The sequence below is a fragment of the Thermostichus sp. MS-CIW-36 genome (assembly GCF_054059035.1).
In genome coordinates, this window is record NZ_JBSSBR010000022.1 from 25,741 (window position 1) to 51,349 (window position 25,609).

Below are 25,609 nucleotides of genomic sequence, written 5' to 3' on the forward strand. Positions count from 1 at the left end.
TCTCAAACATGGCACGGTTGCTCACCAAGTTCTGGCTGCTGGAGCGCTATCTATTTGGGCAGATGCTCACCCCAGTGCTGACCGGTGTTGCGGGGGGAACCCTGCTGCTGCTGGTGGGCCGACTGTTTACCCTGGCCGAGCGGCTGGTCGAGGGATCCGTCCCCCCCCTGACGGTGTTGCGCCTCTTGGTTTTGGATCTGCCGGAGATGGTGGTGCTGGGTATGCCCATTGCCGCCTTCTTTGCCACCATGCTCACCTTGGGCAAGCTGAGCGGCAACAGCGAGATCACCGCTATGCGGGCAGCCGGGATCCCGTTTAGCCGGATTTTCCGGCCCCTGCTGCTGGTGGGGTTGGCCATGAGCTTGAGCGCTTTTTTCATTAGCAACGTGCTGCTGCCGGCCAGTAAACAGCAAATCCGCCAGATCGATCAGCAAGCTTTGCTGGCCCAGGCCACCACCCCGGTGCAATACGATGTCTTTTTCAAAACCGAAGACAACCTCTGGTTCTTCATCCGCCAAGTGGATCCCCGGTTAAATACGATGCAAGATGTTACGATTTTGCGGGTGAATCCCTTGCCGGGGGGCAAATACCAGTTGGCGGAAGTGACCTTGGCCGCTCAGGCAGTGTGGAATGGACTGGAGTGGAGCCTGAGCGAAGGGGCAACCCACCTTTACGGCCCCACCGGCCTCAGCATTGCCGAGCAAACGTTTCATCGCAAGCCGTTGCAAGTTTCTCAGGATCTGGCTACCCTGACGCAGCCGCCGGTTCCCCCCAGCGAGTTGAGCTTGCCGGAGCTGGCAGAGCGGATTTCCCGCCTGGCCCGCTCCAATCTCAATACTCAGGCTCTGCGCACCGAGTTCCACATGCGCTTCTCCCTGCCCTTGGCCAGCTTTTTTGCCGTGCTGATTTCGCTACCCCTGGGATCCACCACTGCCCGGCGGGTGGGACGCTACGGGGGCGTCGTCTTCGGGATCCTGTTGGTGTTTGCCTACTACGTGGTGCTCAGCGTGTCTCGCAGCCTGGGAGAAGCCGGCGCCCTTCCCCCCTGGGCAGCGGCCTGGAGCTTCAACATCCTCTTCGGCGGCCTCGGCCTGCTGCTTTTGGCCCGCTTCTTGCGCTAGGGATCCACCCTAGAATCCGCCAGTCTCAGTTCTCAAGGATGTCTCGAAGAAGGCAGGGATCAACTTTCCTTTCTCTCTCCTCTCGCCTCGCGTAGCTCAGGTTTCCGTCCCCTTGCGGGGAAAAGGTAGGGATCAACCAGGTAACTCTACACCCTGCGTGTGCAGGTAGTCGGTTTCCGTCCCCTTGCGGGGAAAAGGTAGGGATCAACAGGCAAATTGTCAGTGCAATCAATAAGAGGATCAGCAAGAAGTTTCCGTCCCCTTGCGGGGAAAAGGTAGGGATCAACCAGGCGTTCGGCTCGCTAGCAGCCAAGCTTGGTATTATGTTTCCGTCCCCTTGCGGGGAAAAGGTAGGGATCAACCAGGAATTTTTGGGGTAATGCTACTTTCGGATTACTGTTTCCGTCCCCTTGCGGGGAAAAGGTAGGGATCAACGGGCTGACCTGCCAACCAACCTCTAGTCTGGAGCTGCATAGTTTCCGTCCCCTTGCGGGGAAAAGGTAGGGATCAACTTGACCAAGAGTCCAAAGACCGGATTGCGAGTTATCGTTTCCGTCCCCTTGCGGGGAAAAGGTAGGGATCAACGTATACCAAAGAGCAGATTCTACGCTCTTCTCGTTGTGAAGTTTCCGTCCCCTTGCGGGGAAAAGGTAGGGATCAACCGCCGAGTCCCGGATGAAGTTATCCGGGACGCATGGACGAAAGTTTCCGTCCCCTTGCGGGGAAAAGGTAGGGATCAACGTTATGAAGATTAAGCTACTGGGGCCTTGGATCCTATATAGTTTCCGTCCCCTTGCGGGGAAAAGGTAGGGATCAACTGCACCTACCCAGGTCTATGAATACACCTACGACCTCGAGTTTCCGTCCCCTTGCGGGGAAAAGGTAGGGATCAACCCTACCCCCGGAAAAGCTTGAATCCATGCAGTTTTCAAGGTGCGTTCGCGAGGGAGTACGGAGACTTCGTGACATAGATGTTAACATTGCTCTTGGGGATAAGCGCAAGCAAGAAAATTGGGCTTTCTGAGGCTGTTATGTCTTGTTTTCGTGCCAATCATGGCAAGAGATCTAGGTTTGCCCTTGAAATCTTGAGCTAACAAAATTAGCCTGGCGATTGCTTGCCCCGACAGATCGCGCACAAAACTTTACAATTTTCGCTCTCCTGCTCAGGCCAGGGATCCCATTGCGGGGAGAGTCTGTCTAGACTGGAAAGCAGCCCTACGGGGATCCCTATGCGAATTGGCGTGCCCAAAGAGATCAAAGAGCAAGAGTTCCGTGTCGGGCTGACGCCGGCAGCGGTGCGGGCCTTGACCGAACAGGGGCATCAGGTGTGGGTGGAAACCCAAGCAGGCCAGGGGGCGGGCTTCACGGATGAGGACTACCAAAAAGCGGGGGCCAAGCTGGCTGTCACTCCTGAGGAGATCTACCAGCAGCAGTTGGTGGTGAAGGTCAAGGAGCCCCTGCCGGCTGAGTATTCTCTGCTCCATCCCGACCTTATTCTGTTCACCTATTTGCACTTGGCCGCCAGCCGCGAGCTGACCCAGGCGCTGTTGCAATCGGGAGCCACCTGCCTCGCCTATGAAACGGTGGAATGGGCGGATGGATCCCTGCCCTTGTTGATGCCCATGAGCATGATTGCCGGGCGGCTCTCGGTGCAATTTGGCGCCCATTACCTCACCCGACAACAGGGGGGGCGAGGCGTGTTGCTGGGCGGGATCCCGGGGGTATCGCCGGGACGGGTGGTGATCTTGGGCGGAGGCACGGTGGGCACCGAGGCGGCCAAAATGGCCGTAGGCTTGGGGGCGCGGGTGCAGATTTTGGACATCAACCTGCAGCGGCTGAACGAGCTGGAGCTGCTCTTTGGATCCCGTGTGGAGCTGCTCTACAGCACGGCCCAAAGCGTGGAAGAGTGTGTTCGCGAGGCCGACCTGCTGGTGGGGGCAGTGTTGGTGCCGGGAAGGCGGGCGCCGGTCTTGGTGGGAGAAGAGTTGGTGGCCCAAATGCGTCCTCGCTCCCTCATTGTGGATGTGGCGGTGGATCAGGGGGGGTGCATTGCTACCACACGGGTTACCACCCATGCCCAGCCGGTTTACGAAGCCTACGGGGTGCTACACTACGGCGTTCCCAACATGCCCGGAGCCGTTCCCTGGACTTCGACCCAAGCGCTGGTCAACGCCACACTCCCCTACATCCTCAAGCTGGCCAATCTCGGCTTGCCCGCTGCTTTGGAACAAGACTCGGCCTTGGCCAAAGGGCTCAACATCAGGGCAGGAAAGATCGTCCACCCGGCAGTGCGGGCCACTTTTCCAGATTTGGGCTAGCTTGTTCAGGCATCGGTGGGATCCCCTGGAGCAGATGCTACTGTCGCCAGGACAGGACATAGCGCTCCAAAGCCGCAAAAAAGGTGTAGAGCAAAATGCCCATAATGCCGAGGGCAACCAAACCCGCAAAGGCCAAAGGCACATCAAAAGAAGAGCTGGCCGACACGATCAGGTAGCCCAGCCCCTGGTTAGAAGCCACCGTCTCCGAGATCACCGAGCCGACAAAAGCAAAGGAGATGGCCACCTTCAACGAGGCAAACAGGTAGGGCATGCTGTGGGGTAGCCCCACCTTGGTGAAGATCTCCCAAGAGCTGGCCCCCAACGAGCGCAGCACATCCCGCATTTCGGCTTCCACCGTCTCCAGCCCCACCGCCACATTGACCGCAATGGGGAAAAAAGCCAGCAAAAAGGCCGTGATCACCGCCGGGATCGTGCCCAAGCCAAACCAAATCGCCAGCAGTGGCACCAAAGCCACCTTTGGGATGGTGTTAAACCCCACCAGCAGCGGGTACAAACACAGATGGGCCAGGCGAGAGCTGCCGATGATCGCTCCAAGCACTATCCCCCCCACCAAAGCCAGCACAAAGGCCAGCAGCGTCGAAGTGAGGGTGGTTAGGGAGTGGCGCATAATCACCGGGCTCCATTGGTTCATGGCTGCCAGGATCTCGGTGGGCGCCGGCAGAATGAAGCGAGGAACATTGAACAGCCCCACCCCCACCTGCCAGAGCACAATGGTCAAAACGATGGTGGCAGCAGGTAAAACAACAGAAGCCGCTTTGGTCTGCAAAAATCGGTCAAATGATTTTTTCATCGGGATCCCTCGGCAGAGTTGGGCAGTAGTCTATCCAGGCTTGACTAGGCCAATGGCTGTTTAGCCTAATAGCTGCGCCGAATGTGCTTGCGCACTTCCGAGACCAAGTGGTGAAACTCGTCCGTCAGGCAGATCTCCAGCGGGCGTGGACGGGGCAGATCCACTTTGAGGGAAAAGATGATCTCGCTCGGTCGTGGCCCCATCACATAAATGGTATCGGAGAGGAAAACTGCTTCCCGCAAGTCGTGGGTGATCAGAATAGCAGTGCAGCCGGTGCGCATCCACAGCCGTTGCAACATTTCCCACATATCCTCGCGGGTAAAGGCATCCAGAGCAGCAAAAGGTTCGTCCAACAGCAGCAGCTCCGGCTGATGGATCAAAGCGCGGCACAAGGAAGCCCGCTGCCGCATTCCCCCAGAAAGCTGCCAAGGATAGGCTTTCTGAAAACCCTCCAAGCCCACGGTGGCCAGCAGCTCCAGCGCCGACTTCTCGTGCTGGGCCAGGTTTTGCTTGAAGGTGCGCTTGTAGGGCTCTACCACCTCCAACGGCAGCAACACGTTCTCCAGGGTTGTGCGCCAGGGCAGCAGCACCGGGTTTTGAAAGGCCATGCCCACACTCTTCAGGGGGCCGGCGATGGGCTGCAACTGAAAGTAGAGGGTGCCGCCATGGTCAGTGTTCAGGCCGGCCATCATCTTCAAAAGAGAAGTCTTGCCACAGCCGCTCGGCCCAACAATGGAGACAAACTCCGAGTGGGCAACAGAAAAGCTGACGTCGCGGATGATCGTGACTGGGGATCCCTTAGTGGGGTACTGCAGCGAGACGTGGCGCAACTCCAGAACGGGCTTGCCCGAAATAGCGGGGGAAGATAACCCACTTTGAACTACCCTCTGCGACTCCAACATTGACTCAACTCCAATGATTTTCATAGTGGCCCAAGTGAGGGCTGATCCCCCTGATCTAGACAGATGATGGCGGGAGCAATGAGGGTTGCAGGCCGGTTTATCTCGATTGGTATGGCCAACCCCATCCCCACTACATCAGAGAGAGGGGCAGCCAGCTGTGTTGCCAGATACTTTGTGGGCCGGTGAGGTCCCCCCATGTTCAGCTTCAGGAGATGTGGGATCCCCGAGGGCCCGGTCATCGAAGACAGTGACTGTCTATCAAGTAAAGCCCCGCCTACTGATGTTCAAAGACGTTACTGAAGCCCAACAGATCCAGCTCTACCAAAGTAGGCAAATGTTGGAAACACTGCTGCGCCAACTCCCAGCGTTCTTCCCGCCGTAACATCTCCGCCAACTTGTGGCGCACCGGGATCAAATAGCGAACATCGTTGGCGGCATATTCCAGCTGTTCGGCGGATAGCGCGTGGACGGCCCCCCAGTCGGAGCTTTGGGCAGCTTTGTTGAGTTCGACCCCGCACAGCTCGCTCACCACATCTTTGAGGCTGTGTTTGCTGGTGTAGGTGCGGGCCAGTTTGCTGGCAATTTTGGTGCAAAAGACGGGCCACGCCCGGATCCCCAGGTGATAGCGCAGCATGGCCAGGTCAAAGCGGGCGTAGTGGAAAATCTTTTCAATGTTGGGATCCGTCAGCAGCCCCGCCAGAAGGGGGGCCTGCTTTACCCCGCGGCTCAGCCGCAACAGCACCACCTCACCGGCGGAGTTGGCGATTTGCACCACGCAAAGCCTGTCCCGCTGCGGGATCAGCCCCATTGTTTCTGTATCCACGGCCAGGTAAGGTTCCCTGGCCAGGGCCTTTGCCACTGCAGGGGTGAGATCTTCGTCACAGAGCTGAAAAGGTTGCAGGCCCACTCAGGATCTCTCAAAAGGATGTTTTGGCCGTTCAACCAAGCGGCGAAGGCCAGGCAACTACCAGCTAGACTTAACTACGCCTGGCAATAAGCCTCTGTGGGCCATTTCCCGCAGGCTGTTGCGGCACAGGCCGAAATCGCGGAAGTAACCCCGGGGACGCCCGGTTTTCCAGCAGCGGTTGCGCAGGCGTGTGGGCGAGCTGGCCCGAGGGAGTTTTTGCAGTTGGGCGTGCAGCTCCATGCGGGTGGCCTGGTCGATGTTGGGATCGGCCATGGCCGCTTTCAGTTGTTGGCGCTTCTCCCGATACTTCTCGACCAAGCGTTGGCGCTTTTTCTCCCGCTCGATCATGCTCTTTTTAGCCACGGCTCACTGTTTCCCCAGATTTTTCAGCTTTACTAGAATAACGGGGAGCAGCGGCCCCAAGCAAGGGGATCCCAGGCCCGCCCACGGCCATCCTCGCCAATGTTCATCCCTCTTTTCCGCTCTCCGTAGGATCCCTGAGGCCAGCCCCTCGGCTTGGGGGCAACCTACCTCTATAGGCGAGGTTGGTGTTGGGTGATGGCCATTTCCAGAGTGATCCCGTTTATCGCCACCAAGTTTAGGGTTTCCCCAGAGCAGATTGAGGCCACGCGCGTGATTCTCCACAAGCCGCCGGCTCTGTTGGCAGTGCTGAAGTCGGCCTCTCCACTGCCCAAAGAGGTTTTGCAGGATCCCAGTTTGGCCTATATCTATCCTGCCGCCTTCATTCAATGGTCGAAGTGCATGCATGGCTTGGCGGATTGGGACACTGGGCCGGCACTGAGCTACGCCGATTATGTGGCGCAACTGAAGCTGGCCTTCATGCCGACGGATATTGCCCTGAGCGGCCATTAGGGATCCCTTGGGTTGGCCATCCCATTTCGGAAGATGCGCCGGGAAGCCTCGCGGACAAACTCTTTGAGCCAACCGGATTTTTGGGTATTTTGCACCTGGGCTTTGACCACCGCCTGCATCCCCCCTTCTCCCCAGCTTTGGTTGTGCTGGAAATACTCAATGAAGCTCTTGCCGGCAATGCGGGTGAGATAGCCAGCACTGGCTGCCTGAATGGGGGCTGTCGCCAGAAAACCGACGACGCTCACTTCGGCAACGGTGGCCAAGATCCCCGTGGTCAGTTGGATCGCCCCTTCCACCAAGCCCAAGCCCGCTAGGGTTTTGGCCAGAGACAAGGCCAGCTCCCGCCCCTGCTGCAGGTTCATTTTGCAGCCGTAAAGGGATCCCAGTTCCACCACCATCTGGGCGTTGATGGCGGCAATGGCCAGCAGATCCACCGCCGGGATGGGGTTGGCGAACACCACTCCTGTAACAATCCACTGAAAGCGATCGATCACCTCCTCCGCCTGCCGGCGCAGTTGGGCTTGGAGAATCCGTTTGGCCTCTTCCCCCAACTGTTGCGATTGCAGCAGGGCATTGTCCAAGGCCAGGGATCCCCCCTCGGCATAGAGTACCGCCTGCACGCGATCCCGCACCGCCGCCACCTCCGGCTCCGGTCGCCAGGTTTGGGATCCCACCCGCACAGGGGCTGGAGCAGCGGCAGCCATCAACACATCCTGAGGTGGGATCAGGGGATGAACCCGCTCCCGCAGGCGTTGCAAGAGGATCTGCCGTTCTTCTGAGGTGTAGCGATCTGCTTTGTTCAGGATCAGCAAGGCCCGTTTGCCCAGGGCGATCAACCGGCGCAAGGGATCCACCTCTGACTGGCGCAGATCCCCATCCACCACCACCAGCAGCAGATCGGCAGCTTGGGCTTGGGCTTGCGCCTCCTGTTCCCGCATCACCCCTGCCGGGCCGATCTCCAAAATGCCGGGGCAATCCACGATCTGCACCGGCTGCGGGATCCCGGGCAAGTTCCAATCGTAACAAGCCACCGCCTGGGTGGTGCCCAGAGTGGCCCCCACCGCCCCCGCCCGCCGCCCCAGCAGCGCGTTGACCAAAGAAGTCTTGCCCGCCGACCCGGTGCCGAAGACCACCACCTTCAGTTGGGGCTGGGCCAACTGTTGGGCCAGTAGGGCCGACCGTTCTGCCAGCGCTGCCCGCGCCACCTGATCCTGGATTTGCGCCATCTGCGCCTCCAGTTGGGCCAAGTTCTGTTGCGCCGCTTTCCGCTTGTCCAAGGCCGTCTCCGGCAAGGCAAGGGGTTGGGTAATTTCCCTCCTGCTGGGGGCGGGTTGGCGAAACAGAAACAAGTAGTAGATGGCAGCGGCCAAAAACACCAGCAGCAGCAGCAGCAGCACCCCGATCAACAGCCCCCCCAAAATCGGGTGGTAACGGGTGGCGTAGTACAGATCGAGAAACGATTGGATCAGCCAGACGATCAGCCCGGTGAACGAGGCCAACAGCGCCAACAGCAGCAGCAAGCGCAGGTAAGGGAGCGACCGCATAGGGATCCAAGGCCACAACCGTTCGCGTCAGCGGGACGGAGTCCTTTTGACTCTACCCGCGGCTGAGCCTATTCGGCTACCTAGATGTCGCCCTCTGGCTGCAGGGGCAGGGCTTCTCTATCCGGCTCTTCCTCTTCACAGCGGGATCCCCCCTCAATGACCGGAATGGCCTGCGGATCCCCGTCAACTTTCACCTGCAGATGGCGCAACTGCCATGCCGAGCCCGCCATGCCCCGCTCCGATTCCACAACCACATCGCCGGTGCGCTGGGCCCCTGTAATCAAAAAAGACAGACACACCCAGCCCGCTTCCTCATTTTCCTGAAAACGCAGCCGCGAGGGCCATCCCGGCCTCAAGGGTTCCCCCAGACGTTCCACCACCACAGCATTTTGTTTGAGCTGCTCCACCGCCAATTGGTAGGTGCGATAGGCTCCTGAGGCACGGATCCCATTCCAGACTAGGATCCCTGCCCCCGCCAGCCCCAGGCCCAACACCGCCAGCAGGCCCAAACAGCCGCAGCCACAGCAGCCCAGAGGGACAGCACAGCCGACTTTTTGTGGAGTTTCTGACACAGCCCATTGCCACCCTAGAATGCCCCCACCCTAACACAAAGCTGTTGCTCATCCTCTATGCCTTCATTGCCGACAAGGTACAGACAAAAAGCCAAGCAACCCTACGCCATTTGTCGGTGACGAACATCGCTTCTCAGTTCCGTATTGCCACAGATATCTGTTCACAGACTCAAACAACAGCCCGGAAAATCATGGGATCAGCACCGCTTTGGCCAGTTCAAGCAACTCATTGTTGAGTCTAATTTTGTACTGCGGTGAGGATGGGATCCCTACGTATCCAATTGTTGGCTCTACTCCCACTTCGATTGGAAAGGCTTGTGAAGCAAGGATTTCAAGCTTTTCGCCTGAATAGGATCTGGATGGATCAGAAAGTCAATGGATACCTGGAAAGCCCTATTTCCTGAACATTGGGAAAGATGACAAAGCGCGCATATCGAATCCGCTATTTGGCGGAGTAAATATCAGGGGGATTTATCGAGAATAAGAGCAGCAAAAGGTCTCCATCCAACCGCATAAACCTATGGATGAAGCGACGACCGTGACCGTGCAGCAGATCATTCAAACCGCCATGATGACCGGTCTGCTCACTGCTGCTCAGGAACACGAACTCAACGTGAGGCTATTCCGAGAGGAGTGCTCCGAAGCCGACCTGTTTCTGCTGCGCCGTTTGCACCGCTGCCTACGCCAGGGATCCATCCGCCAGATCCCGGCTTTGCACAACACCATAGCGGTTGGCCGCTTTGGCCCGCCCCTGCGCCTGGTACCGGACAGAGCCGAGGACGCACAGCCCCAACTTCTGGGCTGAAACTGGTGCCTAAGCCTAACCCCAAGGTCAGCTAACCGAGATCAACAACGCCAATCCATCAGCAACGCCAACCACAGCTACTGACCGGAAGTCTCGGACAAGGCTGGGGGTGGGGCAACCGCTAGCTGGGGAAAAGAGGGAGTTGAGGTTTTGCTTTCCCCGCCATGCAGCAGCACATAAAAGCAAGGGATCACCAACAACGTCAGCAGCGTCGCCAGGGAAAGGCCGGAAAAGACCACAACCCCCAGCGGCTGTAGCAATTCGGATCCCTCTCCCCAGCCCAGGGCCAAGGGAAACAGGCCCAGCACCGTCGTCACGGCGGTCATCAGGATCGGGCGCAGCCGCTGCGGGGCAGCCTCTAGCATGGCACTGCGGTAATCCAAGCCCTGTTCCTCCCGGATTTGGTTGGCCAACTCCACCATCAAAATGGCGTTGTTGACCACAATGCCCACCAGCAGCACCGCCCCCACCAGCACCGTAGCGCCCACAGCCGTGCGGGTGAGGAACAAGCCCAGGATCCCGCCGGAGAGAGCCAAGGGCACCGTCAGCATGATCACCAGCGGGTCGAGGAGGGAGTTATACTGCACCGCCATCACCACAAACACCAAAAAAGCTGCCAGGGATCCCAGCAGCAGCAGGTTATTGCGCAGCTCCCGGTTGTTTTCCAAAGCCACGCTGGGCAGGCGGGTCACGCCGGGGGGCAACTCCAAGCCGGATAAGATCCCATCCAGCTCGGCGATGGCGGCACTTTGGCTGGCCCCGGCCCTAAGACTGCCGTTCAAAATGACCACCTGCCGTTGGTTGAGACGGCGAATTTCCCCAGGGGCCTCCCCCATCTGCAACCTGGCCACATCCCCCAAGCGCAGGGGCTGCCCATTCTGCACAACCAAGGGCAGGCGCTCCAGTTGCGAAGGCTGGGTGATGGACGTGGCCGGGCGAACCCGCACATCCAGGAGGCGGTCTCCCTGCTGCAGTTGGGCGGGCACGGATCCCTGCACTGCCGTCTGTACCACCCGGCCTATGTCCTGAAGGCTGAGGCGCAAGGGGGCGGCCCGCTCCCAATCGGGCCAAATCTGGAGTTCCGGTTGGCTGTCATCCGCCTCGGGGCGGAAGGTGGAGAGGGTGGCCTGTTCGTCCAAGGCCCGCAACACTGTGCGGCTGGCCTCTTGAAGCGCCTGGGTGCCTTCCCCTTGAAGCACCACATCCACTTCGGCATTGATGGCAGAGTTACGGGCGGAAAGGCCGCGTACACTGCCCGGAGACATGCGGATGCGGGATCCCACCAGGTTGAGTTGGCTGACCAGCTCATTCATCCGATCCACAAAGGGCCGCACTGCTGTGCCGGGCTTAAGGGTGATGGTGCTGGTGCCCCGCAGGGGGTTTTCAAAGGTGCTGCCCCCGGAGGCAGATCCGCCTGCGGTGGTGAACACATACTCCACCTCAGGCTGTTGCAGCAGAAGGCGATCCACCTCCTGCATAATGCGGTGGTTGGTATCTAGGGTGGTGCCGGGGGCAAAGTTGGCAGACAGGTTCACCCGCCCGGTGCTGATGCGGGGCAGCAGCTCCTGGTTCAGTTGCCCGGCCATCCAGTAGCTTCCTCCGCCCAGGAGAAGAAATGCCAGCAAGATCGGCAAGGCAGGTCGTTCTAACAGACGGCTCAGCAACCGTTGGTAGGCGTAGGTGCCGCCCAGCATCGCCCGCGCAAAGCTGCGGATCGGGCCCCACTGCCCCAATCCACTGCTGCGGCGAATCGTCAACAGGCGTGAGGTGAGCATGGGCACCACCGTCAGGCCCACCACCAGGGATCCGGCCACAGCAAAGCTGATGGTCAAAATCAGCTCGTTGAAAATCAGCGAAACAAACCCTCCCACCAGCAAAAAGGGCAACACCGACACCAAGTTGGTGGCCGTTGAGGCCACCAGGGCCGATTCCAACTGGCGGCTGCTGCGCTCCGCCTGCTCGAGCACCCGCTGCCCAAACCAACGGGCATCCTGCCGCGGGATCCCTTCTGTTCCTTTAGCGATGGCTTCCAACATCACGATGGCGTTGTCCACCACGATCCCCACCCCCAGGGCCAGGCCCCCCAGGCTGATGATGTTGATGGAAAGGCCGAACAGGCCCATCAGCAACACCGCCATCAGGGTGGCCAGAGGAATGGCCGCCACCACGATCAGGGTCTGGCGCAGGGATCCCAAAAACAGCAGCACCGCCAGCCCGGCCAGCACCCCCCCACTCACGCCGGCAAGAGCCACACTTTGAATCGAGCTGCGGATGAAGCGGGACTCGTCGCCGGTGGGGATCAGGGTCACCTCCGGCGGGATGAGGCCAGCGGCCCGCAGTTGCTCCAGGCGGCGACGGATCCCGTCCACCACGCGGATGGTATTGGCATCGGGCTGCTTTTGAATGCTCAGGCGCACCGCCGGCTTTCCATTCAAGGTTACCCGCACCCCTTCGGCGGCAGGGCGAACAGCCACCGTGGCAAAATCGCGCAGGTGCACCGTTCCTCCGCTGGGGGTGTTGAAGCGCAACGCTTGAATGTCTTCTAGGCTGCGGAACCGGCCCATTGTGCGCGTCAAAGGCTCCAACAGCTCGCCGCGGATCCGACCACCGGCAAGATCCTGGTTGCGGGCTTGCAGTTGGCCGAGCACATCCGCTAGGCCCAGCCCCAGGGCCTGCAGCCGCTCCAAGTCCAGATCCACCTGCACCTCTTCAAGGGTGCCCCCGGCCACATCCACCGTAGCCACCCCCGGCACCACTCCCAGCTCGCGGGCCAACTCTGCTTCAGCAAAGCGGCGCAGCTCCACGCCCGTCAGCCCAGGCGCGCTCAGGGCAAACTCGTAAACAGGCAACTGGGAGGGGTCAAACTTGAACACCGTGGGAGCCGAAACCCCATCCGGCAGCCGCCCTCTGGCCCGGTTCACCGCTGCCGTGGTGTCGTTCAGGGCTTGGTCGATGTTCCCCCCTGGCGCAAAGAAGAGATCCACCCGAACCTGCCCTTCGCGGGTGGTGGAATAGAGCTGTTCCACCCCTTCCACTGTGGAAAGAGAGTCTTCCAAAGGGCGGGTGATCTCCTCAACGGCCACCTCTGGGGTTACTCCCGCCAGCTCCACCCGCACGCCAATACGGGGATAGACAATCGAGGGCAGCAAGTCCACCGGCAGGCGGGTGAGGAAATAGAGGCCCATGACGATCACTGCCAAGGCCAGCATCAGGGTGCCGATGTGGCGGCGGATGGCCAGGCCGCTGAGGCTGAGTCCACTGTTGGCTGGGGTCATGGGTTTGGCTTCCTTGCTATTCAAACTTGCTATTCAGAAACTTGCTATCCAGAGTATTCAGATCAAAATCGTTCGGAGATGACACTCAACTGCACTTCCTGCCCATCTTGGAGAGGAGCAGAGCTGCGCACCACAAACGGTTCGCCAGCCTCCAATCCCGACACAATTTCCACCCGTCCATCCCGCTGTTCTCCCAATTGCACCGGGCGGGCCAACACCCGCGTTACTTCTCCCTGCCGCTCCACCACAAAGACCGTAGCAGAACCCGGCCCATTCTGCTGAATCGCTGTTGCGGGAACGATCACCCGTTGAGCCGCCGGCCCCGTCAATGCCACCCGCGCCAGCAGCCCACTGCCAATGCGTCCGTTGGGATTGGCGATCACCACTTCAACCGGGATCAGACGGGCCTGGGGATCCGCAGCCGGGGAAATGCGGACAATTTGTCCGGCGAAGCTCTGGCCGGGAAAAGCGTCCAATTCCACCCGAACGGCTTGGCCCACCTGTACGCGCGACAACTCCAACTCGGAGAGGGGAAACTCCACCCTCACCTGGCTGAAATCGGCCACCGTCAGTACATCTGCCCCTGAGTTCAAAAAGCTGCCCGGATCCGCCTGCCGGGAGAGCACCACCCCACTTAGGGGTGCTCGCAACTGTGTGTAGGAAAGGCGCTCTTGGGCCTGAGCCACCAAAGATCTCTGCGCTTCCACCTGGCGTTGGGCGGCGATCACGGCTTGTTCTTGGACGCGAACCTGGTCTTCCGCAGAGCGCAAAGCCTGGGCGGCGGTGCGGGCCGCAGTACGAGCTTGCTCCGCCTGCTGGGCAGAAACAGCTCCCTCCTGTGCCAACCGTCCTAGGCGCTCGGCATCGGCTTCCTGTTGTAGAAGATTCAGACGGGCCTGCTCCACTTGGGTGCGGGCATTGCTGAGCTGCGCTTGTGCCTGTGCCACCTGAGATTCTTGCGCTGCCAGTTGGGCCTGGGCCTGGAGAAGAGCAGCCTGCAGCAGCGTGGGATCCAGTTGGCCCAGCAGTTGCCCCTCTTGGACGGGATCCCCGACCTCCACCGATAACTCCAAGAGCAATCCTTCGGTACGGGTTCGCAGCGTGGCTTGCCGCAGGGGCTGGGTAGTGCCGGTGTAACGCAAGTCGGCCCCCAGGGATCCCACCTGGGCTCTGGTCGCATCTACCGAGACAGGACGCGGTGCTCCCATCCCTGCTGGACGCTGGGCCCAAAACATCTGGGCATAGACGACAGAGCTAGGAACACCCAAAAACAGCACTAGGCTGAGTGTGCAGGCGTGAGGAAGCTGCCATTGGGGAGAGTAAACCCGGCTCACAGGCACAAGAGAACGACTTGTCGGTTTGGACTGCCCACCTAGCGAAATGGTTCAAACCCAGACGGTGAACTCGTGAACCTTTCAGGGGCTTTACTCTAGCAGACCTTCACAGTTCTACACGATAAAAGGGATCCCTGCCAACCCATTCTCCAGAGAGCCTTTCACCAGCACAAGAGGTTCCTGCAAAGGCAATCTCGAATGAGCTACAGACTTCTACACCACTTCCCCTTATCTCTCTTCATCACTGGGTTCCTTCCGAGTTCAGCCGCTTAGCTGAGCTTTTGAATGGGAGCAATACGGGGATCCAGGATTTTCTGTTGCCCAATACCGGGAAACCTCACCGCAATCGTGACCCGTTCACCACTGCCGAACACATGGGTAATCTGGCCTTGTCCGAATTGGGGATGTTGCAAACGATCTCCAATCGCCCACTGTTCTGAACGGCTTTGGCGGCGATTGGGCCTGGCCTTGGGTGCCGTTGCAAGGGGCAGCCCACTGCCGTGGGAAAGCTGTCGAGAAGGGGCTCCGCGCCTGTCGGACTCGATCAACTCTTGAGGTAGCTCACTTAAAAATACGGAAGGAATGGCCGGTTCTCGGTTGCCGTAGAGCATCCTTTCCCTGGCGTGGCTGATATACAACTGCTCACGGGCACGGGTAATGCCCACGTAGCAAAGGCGTCGCTCTTCTTCCAAAGCAGCGGGATCCTCCAAAGCCCGGAAATTGGGAAATAGACCCTGTTCCACCCCCACCAAGAACACAACAGGAAACTCCAAACCTTTGGAAGAGTGCAACGTCATTAGCGAAACTTTCTCAGCGCCTTCCTGAAGGTTGTCCAAGTCGGAAGCCAAAGACACATTGCTCAAAAAAGCCTCAAGGCTGGGATCCTCCTGTTCTTCCTCGAATTGGCGGGCGGCATTGTAAAGTTCCATCACGTTGGCCGCTCTTTCTTCGGCTTCGTCTGTACCCTGTGCCTTGAGATCCTCCAAATAGCCGGAATCCCTTAGCAACCCTTCGATAAGGGTGGCGGCTGAAGTCTGAGAAGCCTGTCGATGCCAATGCTGAATCAACTGAGCAAACTGAATGACAGGCCTAGCCAAACGACCCACCAAGCTACTTACAGAGGTTTCATCGCTGAGAATTGCCCACAAAGGCACGTTGAGAGCCGCCGCCGCTTCGGTCAGCTTGTCCAGAGTAGATTTGCCGATGCCACGGCGCGGCACGTTAATAATTCGCAGCAGGCTAAAGGAGTCGGCAGGGTTGGCCACAACCCGTAAATAGGCTAGGACATCCTTAATTTCTTTGCGGTCGTAAAATCGCAGTCCGCCCACCACGGTGTAAGGGATCCCCCACCGCAGCAAGACCTCTTCAAAAGGACGGGATTGAGCGTTGATGCGGTAGAGAATGGCAAAATCTCCCCAGGAAAAAGCATTGGCATTTTGGCCGTGTAATCGTCGGATGGTATTGACGACAAACTCGGCCTCTGCAATCTCGTCATCCGCCTGATGAAGGAAAATCGGACTTCCTTGCTGACGGGTTGGCCTGAGAACTTTATCAATGCGCTCTTTATTTTTCTCGATGAGAGCGTTAGCTGCCTGCAGAATGGTAGCTGTAGAGCGATAGTTCTCCTCCAGCTTGATCATGGTGCGGGTATCATCATCCGGGAGACCATCTCCAAAGGTCTCTTGAAACTCCAGCAAAATGGTAAAATCTGCTCCGCGAAACCGATAGATGCTTTGATCGGCATCTCCCACCACAAAGATCGATCGGTTTCTCCAATCCAACCGAGATCTGCAGGTCTCGCCGTTGGTGGCCAACAGACGAATCAACTCATACTGAGTGCGGTTGGTGTCTTGGTATTCATCCACCAAAATGTGTCGAAATCGTTGGTGCCAGTAAGCCAACACCTGCTCGTTTTGTCGAAAAAGCTGCACTGGTATCCAAATCAAGTTATCAAAGTCCAGTGCGTTGTTGGCTGCCAGTTGGTCTTCATAGATTTCGTAAACTTGGGCGATGGTACGGCCACGGAAGTTGGGTTGATTGCGCTCCAGGTCGGCAGGAGTCCAGCCTTGGTTTTTGGCATTGCTAATGGCGTAGCGTACCGACCTTGGGTCAAACTTGCGCTCATCCAAGTTCAGTTGCTTGGTTACAATCTCCTTCACCAGAGATTGGGCATCTGATTCATCGAAGATCGAGAAGTGGCGAGTCCACTTGCGCCCCTTGGGATCCTGATATTTCTCGATCTCCAGGCGCAGGATCTGGGCAAATAAGCTGTGGAACGTGCCAATCCAAAGAGGCTTAATCCAGCGGTGGTAAACAGCAGATTTTAGTCGCGTTGCCTGGGCCGGCTCCAATTCCTCTAAGGGGATCCCAAATTGTTCTTGAGCTTCTTGTTCGGCAAAGAGCTGCTCAATGCGCTCTTTCATCTCACGGGCGGCCTTGTTGGTGAAGGTCACGGCCAAAATTTCTCCTGGATCCACCCGATAGTGGCGAACCAGGTAGGCAATGCGGTGGGTGAGGGCGCGCGTCTTGCCGGAACCTGCCCCCGCCACCACCAGCAGCGGGCCACAAAAGTGTTGCACCGCTTGGCGTTGAGAAGGGTTGAGGGCATCCAGCAAAGAGGCGTGAGTCATGGCCAGCAAACCAGAAACTGCCTTCCATTATGGGCACCAACCCAATGGGGATGAGAAGCCCAGAGGGCATTTTGGAGCACCAAAGATGAAGATCGGTTAAGATTTGGCCGGCCCGCTCCAGAGCTCCCCGCCATGAACCGAGTGCTGTCCTGCTGCTGTGCCCCGGCTAACCGCTGCTGGCTTTGCGTTCAAAAGAGACTTGTGGCTTTGGGGTTTGCCACCCTTGCCCTGCTTTCTCAAGGTGCGTTCGATCCCGCCCAAGCTGACAACTGCCCCAGCAACGGCAACCCCAAAACATCTCTTGACCTCAAGGTGGAAAGCGTTTCTGGGGATCGGCTTGACCTAAGTCGGTATGAGGGCATTCAAGCGTTGATCTTGACCAACAGCCAAACCCGCTCGCAATCGGAAGCCCTCTCCAAAAGTTTGGCCCTGGAGTTTGGGCAAAACCCTCGGCTGCGCCAGATCGTGCTGGTGGATGGCAGGGGGCTGCTGCTGGTGCGCCACTTGGTTTTGCAGGCCATCCGGGAGAGTGTACCGACGGATCCCCGCCTGGTTTCTCCGTTTGTGTATGTCTCGGTCGATTTTGAGGGAGCAACCATCCAGAAGCTGCAAGAAATAGCCGCTGCAGCTTTGCCTGGGATCAATTTTCGCCGCCAGGCTGTTTTGTTGCTGTTGGACGGCCAGGGAACTCTTCTGAGCGGATTTGCCGACTTGGAGCAATCCAACCTCAGCATTCGCCGGTGCATTCGCACCCTCATGGGATAGTCCCACTTCCCTTTCACACCGGCAACGCCTCTCCTCTGCTGCTCTGGCCCAAGCCATTAAACTGGTCATACCGGTCATGTTGAAGCTTGAAGTCAACCGGTCGAACGACGGCTCTCTGTTCGCGGGATCCCATGCGCCGCCAGCTCAAAATCTTGAACCAAATCCTCGATTACAAGCTTGCCGACTTGCGGCTGTTTGGCCGAGCCGAGCTGAAGGGGCCTGTTCTCAACGTGCTGCTGGAACGGCTGCCGGGCGATGTGGTGGATACCCTGCAGGTGATGGAGGTGGTGCGCAGTGCAGTGGAGGCCTCTCTGCTGCAGGGGTTGCGCAAGGTCAACGTTTACCTTTGGTGCCGCGGACAAACTGAAGAAGCGCCGGAGTGGAGCGAAAGCTTTGCTGTAGAGCCATTGGTCCTGGCCCACCCCAAGGAGCTCCGAAGCCTTGCTTTCAACTATCGACAAGACTATCCCGGTATGCGGGTGCTGTTTTTCTGCCTGGGCCTTTGTCTGGGCGGCTTTTACCTGTTGGGGGGCTGGGAGCAGACAGGTTGGATCGATTGGATCCCCGTAGGACTGGCCTTCGCCTTGGGGGTGATCTTCCCCTGGCTCAAACGCTCCCTCAGCCAGTTTGTACACCCTCTATTTCTCCGCCTTGGCCTGGGCTTGAGCTTGGTCTTATTGGGCCTGGCAGTGGCGCTGATCTGGCGGCAGGGCTGGAGCGTTGCCTATGGGATCCTCGGCCTGCTGGCCATCCTCCTGTTGGGTCTGGGAGCCTAGTTCTCAACCGGCAGTGGTGCCGCTGAAGACGTGCAGGGCAGGGCCGGTCATCCACACGTGCTGTGTGCTCGGATCCCAGCGAATTTCCAGATTTCCTCCCGGCAGTTCCACCGTAGCTTGCGGTTCTGCCCGCTCTTCCAAGACAGCAGCCACCAAAGTGGCACAGGCACCCGTCCCACAAGCCAGCGTTGCCCCTGCTCCCCGTTCCCAAACCCGCAAGCGCAAACGAGTCGGGCTGAGCACCTGCACAAATTCGGTGTTGGTGCGCTCAGGAAAGGCCGGATGATGCTCAAACAGGGGGCCCACAGCTGCCAAGTCCAGCTCCTCCAGGGATCCCTCTCCTTCCAGGAAGACCACACAATGGGGGTTGCCCATGCTCACCGCCGTCACCCGCCACTCTCGCCCGGCCACTGCAAGCGGCTGCCGAATGACCTTCTCATCCGGTTCGGCCAAGGTGGTGGGGATTTGCTTGGCCAAAAGGCGAGGGATCCCCATGTCCACTGTGACCAGCCCATCTGCTCGCACCTGCGGCACGATTCGCCCCGCCAAGGTGTGGATCTGGTAGGCGCCATCCCGACCTGGGATCCCCAAGTCCTGCAGAAAGCGGGCCAAACAGCGGATCCCATTGCCGCACATCTCCGCCTCGGAACCGTCGCTGTTGAAGAGGCGCATGCTGAAATCTGCCCCCTCCTGCCCTGGCAGCAGGAAAATAACCCCATCGGCTCCTACCCCAAAGCGGCGATTGCAAAGGGCGACGGCCTCTTCCGGGCTCAAGCAGGGTTGAGACTGCCAGCGGTTGTCCACCAAGATAAAATCGTTCCCCAACCCCTGGTACTTGTGAAAGGAGAGACGGGGGATCAGCCGAGCAGACATTTACCCAGATATCCCAACGACAAGCTTTAATCCTCGTGCATCTCGTAGGGATCCTGCAAGTCCTTGGAAGGGGGGCCAAAGGCCGTGTAGATGGCAAACGCGGTGATGCAGATGGTGACTGCCGCAATCGCCACAATTAGGGAAAAGGTGGGTTCCATATCTAAGTCTGAGTCCTCAGATCCTGAGAGCGTTCGACTACAGTATTACACAAGTTTACAATTCATTGCTCAAGGCAAAAGGGGTTGGCCAGATTCTGATAGCGTGATTTTAATGGGGTGGCTGTCTGGGCGGTGCCGAGCACCAAGGATCCACCGCCCGGGTTGGTCATCTTCGACTTCATCAATGTGTTCTGTTCCTAACTTACTGCGAGAACCTATGGCCATTCGTACCAGACTGGGCGATCTGCTGCGTCCCCTCAACTCGGAATACGGTAAAGTGGCTCCCGGCTGGGGCACCACGCCCCTGATGGCGGTCTTCATGGCCCTATTTGCCGTCTTCCTGTTGATCATCCTGCAGATTTACAACAAGTCGCTGCTTTTGGAAGACATTAACGTCTCCTGGGAGAGCCTCAGCTTTTGAGTTCCCAGGCCCTACTCTGGGGAAAGTCCCTGTCCCGCCAAAGAGCTGCCCAGCGGGAGCAGGATAGTTTCCGTCATCTCCTAAGCCGATGCCTTCAGGGTGCTGGCTCCAGGCGCAGCAGGGATCCATTCGGGGCGTCCGTCAACAGGTAAAGGAGTCCATCCGGCCCCTGCCGCACATCGCGAATGCGGCCCACCGCCCCCTCTAAGAGACGCTCTTCTGCCACCACGCGCTCTCCATCCAGTACCAGACGGGCCAAGTGTTGCCCGGCCAGCGCCCCCACAAATAGGTTGCCCCGCCATTCTGGGAAAGCCTCCCCTGTGTAGAAAGTCATGCCAGAAGGAGCGATAGAGGGCGTCCAGTGCAGCAGAGGGGAAGCCAAGCCGGGAGCTGCCGCCAGTCCTTGGCCGACGGGTTCTCCCGTATATTCTCGACCGTGGGTGATTAGGGGCCAGCCGTAGTTGACGCCGGGGGCCAAGATGTTGATCTCGTCCCCACCCTGCGGCCCATGTTCATGGGACCAAATTGCCCCTGTTTCAGGGTGGCGGGCCATTCCCTGAATGTTGCGGTGGCCATAGGTAAAAGTTTCCGGCAAAGCCCCTGCTTGGCCGACAAATGGGTTGTCCGCCGAGATCCCGCCCGCATCCGTAATGCGCAACACTTTACCGGCAGAATCCCCCAAATCTTGGGCTCGATCCCGTTCTCCCCGGTCTCCGGTGCTGATGTAGAGGAATCCTTCTTCGTCAAAGACCAAACGGGAGCCAAAGTGCTGCCAGGCAGGGGTTTTGCGCTCCATATCAAAAATCACTTCCAGATCCTGTAGGCCCCCTTCCCCCAGACGGGCTCGCGCCACCCGCGTGCCTCCCCCACCGGGCCCAGGCGCTGCATAAGACAGATAAATCCAGCCGTTCTCTGCATGGTTGGGGTGCAAGGCGATGTCCAGCAGGCCCCCCTGCCCCTGGGCAAACACCTCGGGCACACCGGCTATGGGCTGGGGATCCAATCCCTGGGGGGTAACTCGGCGCAGCCGCCCTGGGCGTTCGGTAACCAAGAGAGTTCCATCCGGCAAAAAGGCCATCCCCCAAGGGTGCTCCAAACCCTGGGCCAAAGTAACCACCCGAAACGCTTGCTCCGTTCTGGCCCTGGGCAAGGCTTGGGCATGATCCCCCTGTTGCAGGGTCATCACCATCTCCGGGCTGACCGGGTAGGCCGCCACGACAGCGGGGACGGACACCCCCCCAAAAAGCAGCAGTGAGGAGAGAAGCTTGATCGCCGGGATCCTCATGGCCATTGCCGCCTCGTTTTCGCGATGGATTCTGGGATCTGAGCTAACCGATTATTGCCGCTGCTCTTCTGGAGAGGGGTACCGATGAGGGTAAAACCCACTGCGGACCAGAGTGGGCAACCCCCTGTCCCCTCCTGGCCATAGGCTAGCCTTGAGAGCAGCAATCTGTCTCCAAAGCATGCTGGAACCTGGCGAGATCTTGGGACTCGATCCCGCGGGCGCGAACGGCCAATCCCCCGCCCGCCCACCCCAAAGGCCAACCTGCGGATCCCTGCAGCAGCTCCAGCCCCACTCCAGAGGGATCCACCTCATCTGTGCCCAGGGCCGCTGGTCTATGCAGGTGCTCACCCCCCGTCTGTTTCGGCTGCGCTTTAGCCCCAGCGGAGCGTTTTTGCCCCGTCGTTCCTGGGATGTGGCTCCAGCCGATGAAGAGTGGCCCCCGACTTCCTTTCAACTGCAGGAAAGCCCTGCCCAAATCCACCTGTCCACCTCCCAGGTGCAAGTTCAGATCGATCGGGATCCCCTCCGGTTCAGTTTTCAAGACTCTCAAGGGCAAGAGTTTTGCGCCGATGTCTCCTCTGGGCTTACCTGGGGATCCGACGGGATCCGCCTCTGCAAACACCTCCACCCTGCCGAGCACATCTGTGGCCTAGGGGAACGGGCGGGGCTACTCAACAAACGGGGTCGGCGCTACAGCCACTGGACTCGCGACTGCTGGAACTACGACGCCCACAGCGACAATCTCTACCAGGCCATTCCCTTCGCCCTGTTTCTTCGCCCCAACCTCTGCTACGGGCTCTTCCTGCACTGCACCCACTGGAGCCAGTTCGACCTGGGCCAGATCGATCCCGAGCAGTGGGCCATCGAGGTGCGCGCCCCCGAGCTGGATTACTACCTGATCTACGGCCCCACCCCGGCCTTGGTGCTCGAGACCTACACCCAACTCACTGGGCGGCCTCCCCTTCCTCCCCTCTGGGCCTTGGGCTACCAACAGTGCCGCTGGAGCTACGCCAGCGCCGCCCAGGTTCAAACCGTTGCGCAGCAATTTCGCCAGCGGCAGATCCCCTGCGACGTCATTTACTTGGATATCGACTACATGCGCGGCTACCGCGTCTTCACCTGGGATCCCCGCCGCTTCCCCGAACCGGCCCGGCTCATGGCCCAACTCCACGAGGCTGGCTTCCGGGTGGTAGCCATTGTGGATCCCGGCGTCAAGTTCGAGCCCGAAGCCGACTACGCCGTCTTCGACGAGGGCTTGGCCCAGGATTTCTTTATCCGCCGCGCCGACGGCCACCTCTTCCATGGCTACGTTTGGCCAGGCAAAGTCCTCTTTCCCGACTTCTTGCGCCCCGGAGTGCGGCAGTGGTGGGGATCCTGGCAACGGGTTCTCACCCAAGCCGGTGTGGATGGCATCTGGAACGACATGAACGAGCCGGCCCTCAACGACCGCCCCTTTGGAGACGGCGGCCAGATCGTCGATATCCCCCTCGATGCCCCCCAAGGCCCACCCGACGAACCCACCACCCACGCCGAAGTTCACAACCTGTACGGCCTGCTGATGACACGCGCTTCCCGTGAAGGCTTGGAACAGCTCAACCCCAACCGGCGCCCCTTCGTGCTGACTCGCTCCGGCTTTGCTGGGATCCAGCGCTGGGCTGCCGTCTGGACAGGCGACAACCAATCCTCCTGGGAACACCTGGAGATGTCCCTGCCCATGCTCCTAAACCTGGGCCTGTCGGGAGTTAGCTTTGTCGGCGCGGACATCGGCGGCTTCGGTGGCAATGCCACTCCCGAGCTGTTTGCCCGTTGGATGCAAATGGGAATTCTTTACCCCCTCATGCGCGGCCACAGCGCCCTGGGCACCCGCCCCCACGAGCCCTGGAGCTTTGGCCCAGAGATTGAAGCCATCTGCCGGCAGGCCATTCAGTTGCGTTACCAGCTGCTGCCCTACCTCTACAGCCTCTTTTGGGAGTCCAGCCAAACCGGGTCCCCCATCTTGCGCCCCCTTCTCTACGAGTTTCCCGACGATCCGCAAACCTACGAGATCTCAGATCAAGCCATGCTGGGATCCGCCCTCCTAGCTGCCCCTGTGGTTCGGCCTGGCGTGCGGTGCCGCGCTGTTTACCTACCCCAGGGCACTTGGTTTGATTGGTGGACAGGTCAGGCCCACACCGGCCCCCGCTACATTCTCGTCCCTGCCCCTCTCGAACAACTGCCGCTGTTTGTGCGGGGTGGCTCCGTTCTGCCTTTAGCTCCCCCCTGCCCGTCCACCGCCCACCTGCGCCGTGACCAACCGCACCTCAAACTCTACCCCGGCAACGGCAGCTTCACCCTCTACGAAGACGACGGGGAAACCCTCGCCCATCGAGCAGGAGCCTGGGCCACCACCCTCCTCCGCTTGCGACAGCAAAATGGCCAGCTCATTCTGGAGATCGAGGCCCGCCAGGGCAACTGGAGCCCGCCCCAGCGTAGCTGGCTTCTGGAGCTCCTTGGCCACACTCCCCTCTCCCTACCGGACACCGGACAGCCGCAACGGGTTCTCTGGCCCACCCCAGAGGATCCCCCGTTTAGCTAAACCGCCGGGAAGCCCCGCACTCTCTGCAACAGCAGGAGGGTCGGGATGAAAGGCGTATATATCCTGTGCCATAATCAACATGGCTGTACAAAACGGCGTTGCCGGAATCTGGTACAGCTACGCGGTGGGACATCCCGTGTCTGCGCGTGGAGGGTTCTTGCAGTAGCTCCCCGATGAAGCGCGAAGCCCACGCTGTACCTGTAGGGTCAGTGATGGGAGTATGTCACCTAATCGCCCTCACGGCCTCCAGCAGCTCCCGGTTGTCTCGCTTGAACAAGGGCAGCCACTCCACATGCTGGTAGCGTAGGATCCCTTGGCTATCCACCAAAAAATAGGCCCGCCGCGTCCCCAGCAGGCTGTCCACCCCGTACTGCTGGCTCACGGTTCTGTCCACATCGCTCAGCAAAGGAAACTCCAGCTTAAGCTGCTCGGCAAAGGCTTGGTGCCTGGAGAGGGGATCGCTGCTGATCCCCAAGATCTCGCAGCCCGCGGCCCGGAAAGCTTCCCAATCCTCCCGAAAGCAACGCATCTCGCTCGTGCATACCGGGGAAAAATCCGCCGGGTAAAAGGCCAGCAACACCTTGCTCTTGCCCCGGTAGGCCGCCAGTGAAATCTGGGCTCCCTTTTGGATCCCTTTCCCCACCGCAGGCAAGCTAAAGTCAGGAGCAACAGCCCCAATCACAATCCCCATAGACCCGTCTAACCCAATCTGAGCTCACTTCAACAGTCTAACGGTGGATCCGGATCCCTTCTGGCTTCAAAAAATTTTGGGTTGGATATCTTGACGGGGTGGTGGGGGTGGGGATAGGGTAGTAAAGCGCCACAAGGCCACCCAGCCCCGGCGCCCCAGAACCTTGACAAGTAACTCGTTCAGTCAACCATCGCCAAGCAGCACAGCAGGCTCCCTGAGTCGGCTGGTGGCTGCATATTCAACCCTGTCAAGTTTCCATTTTTCCAGAGACAAGCTCTTGAATTGACACGGAGAGTTTGATCCTGGCTCAGGATGAACGCTGGCGGTATGCTTAACACATGCAAGTCGCACGGACACCTTCGGGTGTCAGTGGCGGACGGGTGAGTAACACGTAGGAATCTACCCTCAGGCGGGGGATAACAGCTGGAAACGGCTGCTAATACCCCATACAGGCGGAAGCTGAAAGGAGCAATCCACCTGAGGATGAGCCTGCGTCGGATTAGCTAGTTGGTGGGGTAATGGCCTACCAAGGCGACGATCCGTAGCGGGTCTGAGAGGATGGCCCGCCACACTGGGACTGAGACACGGCCCAGACTCCTACGGGAGGCAGCAGTGGGGAATTTTCCGCAATGGGCGCAAGCCTGACGGAGCAATACCGCGTGAGGGAGGAAGGCCCTTGGGTTGTAAACCTCTTTTCTGGGGGACGAAAGCTGACGGTACCCCAGGAATAAGCCTCGGCTAACTCCGTGCCAGCAGCCGCGGTAAGACGGAGGAGGCAAGCGTTATCCGGAATTATTGGGCGTAAAGGGTACGTAGGCGGCTGGCCAAGTCTGGGGTCAAAGGCCACAGCTCAACTGTGGGGGGGCCCTGGAAACTGGCCGGCTAGAGTGAGGTAGGGGTTGCGGGAATTCCCGGTGTAGCGGTGAAATGCGTAGAGATCGGGAAGAACACCTGAGGCGGAAGCGCGCAACTG

Annotated in this window: 21 protein-coding genes, 1 rRNA gene and 1 CRISPR repeat array; of the genes, 9 read left to right on the forward strand and 13 right to left on the reverse strand. The window is 59.2% G+C overall.

The window, feature by feature from the left end; translation table 11 throughout:
- Positions 1 to 8: 8 nt before the first annotated feature.
- Together ACVWVQ_RS10145 and ald are read left to right on the forward strand one after the other, a co-directional pair.
- Complete coding sequence (locus tag ACVWVQ_RS10145; RefSeq protein WP_457508286.1) at positions 9 to 1,121, forward strand: LptF/LptG family permease; 1,113 nt, start codon at positions 9 to 11, stop codon at positions 1,119 to 1,121.
- A 100-nt stretch (positions 1,122 to 1,221) separates the two neighbouring features.
- Positions 1,222 to 2,015: direct repeats of the CRISPR family, unit length 37 nt; unit sequence GTTTCCGTCCCCTTGCGGGGAAAAGGTAGGGATCAAC.
- Between the two features lie 335 nt (positions 2,016 to 2,350).
- Positions 2,351 to 3,439 carry an alanine dehydrogenase gene (gene ald / locus ACVWVQ_RS10150; protein ID WP_457508288.1) on the forward strand — a complete coding sequence of 363 codons (1,089 nt, stop codon included), beginning with the start codon at positions 2,351 to 2,353 and terminating at the stop codon, positions 3,437 to 3,439.
- 37 nt (positions 3,440 to 3,476) lie between these two features.
- On the opposite strand, the gene ACVWVQ_RS10155 is transcribed toward ald, so the two are convergent.
- From ACVWVQ_RS10155 to rpsN, 4 genes are all read right to left on the reverse strand, one after another.
- Entirely contained in the window at positions 3,477 to 4,250 is a 774-nt protein-coding gene (locus ACVWVQ_RS10155; RefSeq protein ID WP_414409221.1) for an ABC transporter permease, read from the reverse strand.
- Positions 4,251 to 4,315: 65 nt separating this feature from the next.
- Positions 4,316 to 5,152, reverse strand: a complete 837-nt coding sequence (locus ACVWVQ_RS10160; protein WP_457508290.1) for an ABC transporter ATP-binding protein — start codon at positions 5,150 to 5,152, stop codon at positions 4,316 to 4,318.
- A gap of 274 nt (positions 5,153 to 5,426) precedes the next feature.
- Positions 5,427 to 6,059 (reverse strand): ribonuclease D, encoded by a 633-nt coding sequence (locus ACVWVQ_RS10165; protein WP_414375254.1) that lies wholly within the window; start codon positions 6,057 to 6,059, stop codon positions 5,427 to 5,429.
- Positions 6,060 to 6,116: 57 nt separating this feature from the next.
- Positions 6,117 to 6,422 carry a 30S ribosomal protein S14 gene (rpsN, locus tag ACVWVQ_RS10170; protein ID WP_011432985.1) on the reverse strand — a complete coding sequence of 102 codons (306 nt, stop codon included), beginning with the start codon at positions 6,420 to 6,422 and terminating at the stop codon, positions 6,117 to 6,119.
- A gap of 195 nt (positions 6,423 to 6,617) precedes the next feature.
- Here rpsN and ACVWVQ_RS10175 point away from each other — a divergent pair, with 195 nt between their 5' ends.
- Entirely contained in the window at positions 6,618 to 6,932 is a 315-nt protein-coding gene (locus ACVWVQ_RS10175; protein ID WP_414344672.1) for a hypothetical protein, read from the forward strand.
- On the opposite strand, the gene ACVWVQ_RS10180 is transcribed toward ACVWVQ_RS10175, so the two are convergent.
- The gene (locus ACVWVQ_RS10180; RefSeq protein ID WP_457508293.1) at positions 6,929 to 8,476 is read right to left on the reverse strand and encodes a YcjF family protein; all 1,548 of its coding nucleotides are present in this window, start codon (positions 8,474 to 8,476) and stop codon (positions 6,929 to 6,931) included. The two genes, ACVWVQ_RS10175 and ACVWVQ_RS10180, sit on opposite strands and share 4 nt — an antisense overlap.
- An 80-nt stretch (positions 8,477 to 8,556) precedes the next feature.
- A complete protein-coding gene (locus ACVWVQ_RS10185) occupies positions 8,557 to 9,048 on the reverse strand; it encodes a cytochrome c oxidase assembly factor Coa1 family protein (protein WP_457508294.1) in 492 nt (163 codons plus the stop codon).
- Positions 9,049 to 9,568: 520 nt separating this feature from the next.
- Between ACVWVQ_RS10185 and ACVWVQ_RS10190 the strand changes: the two genes are divergently transcribed.
- Positions 9,569 to 9,853, forward strand: a complete 285-nt coding sequence (locus tag ACVWVQ_RS10190; protein ID WP_457508295.1) for a hypothetical protein — start codon at positions 9,569 to 9,571, stop codon at positions 9,851 to 9,853.
- 77 nt (positions 9,854 to 9,930) lie between these two features.
- On the opposite strand, the gene ACVWVQ_RS10195 is transcribed toward ACVWVQ_RS10190, so the two are convergent.
- From ACVWVQ_RS10195 to pcrA, 3 genes are all read right to left on the reverse strand, one after another.
- Positions 9,931 to 13,128: an efflux RND transporter permease subunit gene (locus tag ACVWVQ_RS10195; RefSeq protein ID WP_457508296.1), complete on the reverse strand. Its 3,198-nt coding sequence runs from the start codon at positions 13,126 to 13,128 to the stop codon at positions 9,931 to 9,933.
- A gap of 62 nt (positions 13,129 to 13,190) precedes the next feature.
- Positions 13,191 to 14,462, reverse strand: a complete 1,272-nt coding sequence (locus ACVWVQ_RS10200; RefSeq protein WP_457508298.1) for an efflux RND transporter periplasmic adaptor subunit — start codon at positions 14,460 to 14,462, stop codon at positions 13,191 to 13,193.
- A 269-nt stretch (positions 14,463 to 14,731) separates the two neighbouring features.
- Complete coding sequence (gene pcrA, locus ACVWVQ_RS10205) at positions 14,732 to 17,092, reverse strand: DNA helicase PcrA (RefSeq protein ID WP_457508299.1); 2,361 nt, start codon at positions 17,090 to 17,092, stop codon at positions 14,732 to 14,734.
- Positions 17,093 to 17,224: 132 nt separating this feature from the next.
- On the opposite strand from pcrA, the gene ACVWVQ_RS10210 reads away from it, so the two are divergent.
- Positions 17,225 to 17,857 (forward strand): hypothetical protein, encoded by a 633-nt coding sequence (locus ACVWVQ_RS10210; protein WP_457508301.1) that lies wholly within the window; start codon positions 17,225 to 17,227, stop codon positions 17,855 to 17,857.
- A gap of 86 nt (positions 17,858 to 17,943) precedes the next feature.
- Positions 17,944 to 18,633: a hypothetical protein gene (locus tag ACVWVQ_RS10215; RefSeq protein ID WP_457508302.1), complete on the forward strand. Its 690-nt coding sequence runs from the start codon at positions 17,944 to 17,946 to the stop codon at positions 18,631 to 18,633.
- A 3-nt stretch (positions 18,634 to 18,636) separates the two neighbouring features.
- Here the strand turns inward: ACVWVQ_RS10215 and dapF are convergent, their stop codons facing one another.
- Both dapF and psbN read right to left on the reverse strand, forming a co-directional pair.
- Positions 18,637 to 19,506 (reverse strand): diaminopimelate epimerase, encoded by an 870-nt coding sequence (gene dapF, locus ACVWVQ_RS10220; protein ID WP_457508304.1) that lies wholly within the window; start codon positions 19,504 to 19,506, stop codon positions 18,637 to 18,639.
- Between the two features lie 26 nt (positions 19,507 to 19,532).
- Positions 19,533 to 19,664: a photosystem II reaction center protein PsbN gene (gene psbN, locus ACVWVQ_RS10225; RefSeq protein WP_011432995.1), complete on the reverse strand. Its 132-nt coding sequence runs from the start codon at positions 19,662 to 19,664 to the stop codon at positions 19,533 to 19,535.
- Positions 19,665 to 19,881: 217 nt separating this feature from the next.
- Here psbN and psbH point away from each other — a divergent pair, with 217 nt between their 5' ends.
- The gene (psbH, locus tag ACVWVQ_RS10230; RefSeq protein ID WP_011432996.1) at positions 19,882 to 20,085 is read left to right on the forward strand and encodes a photosystem II reaction center phosphoprotein PsbH; all 204 of its coding nucleotides are present in this window, start codon (positions 19,882 to 19,884) and stop codon (positions 20,083 to 20,085) included.
- Between the two features lie 94 nt (positions 20,086 to 20,179).
- On the opposite strand, the gene ACVWVQ_RS10235 is transcribed toward psbH, so the two are convergent.
- Complete coding sequence (locus tag ACVWVQ_RS10235) at positions 20,180 to 21,376, reverse strand: PQQ-dependent sugar dehydrogenase (protein WP_457508306.1); 1,197 nt, start codon at positions 21,374 to 21,376, stop codon at positions 20,180 to 20,182.
- 106 nt (positions 21,377 to 21,482) lie between these two features.
- Here ACVWVQ_RS10235 and ACVWVQ_RS10240 point away from each other — a divergent pair, with 106 nt between their 5' ends.
- Positions 21,483 to 23,945, forward strand: coding sequence for a glycoside hydrolase family 31 protein (locus tag ACVWVQ_RS10240; protein WP_457508307.1), 2,463 nt, complete (start codon positions 21,483 to 21,485; stop codon positions 23,943 to 23,945).
- A 223-nt stretch (positions 23,946 to 24,168) separates the two neighbouring features.
- Here ACVWVQ_RS10240 and ACVWVQ_RS10245 read toward each other — a convergent pair whose 3' ends face one another.
- On the reverse strand, positions 24,169 to 24,636 hold the full coding sequence (locus ACVWVQ_RS10245; protein ID WP_457387809.1) for a peroxiredoxin family protein: 468 nt from the start codon (positions 24,634 to 24,636) through the stop codon (positions 24,169 to 24,171).
- 284 nt (positions 24,637 to 24,920) lie between these two features.
- Between ACVWVQ_RS10245 and ACVWVQ_RS10250 the strand changes: the two genes are divergently transcribed.
- Positions 24,921 to 25,609 (forward strand): 16S ribosomal RNA (locus ACVWVQ_RS10250); the annotation flags it as partial.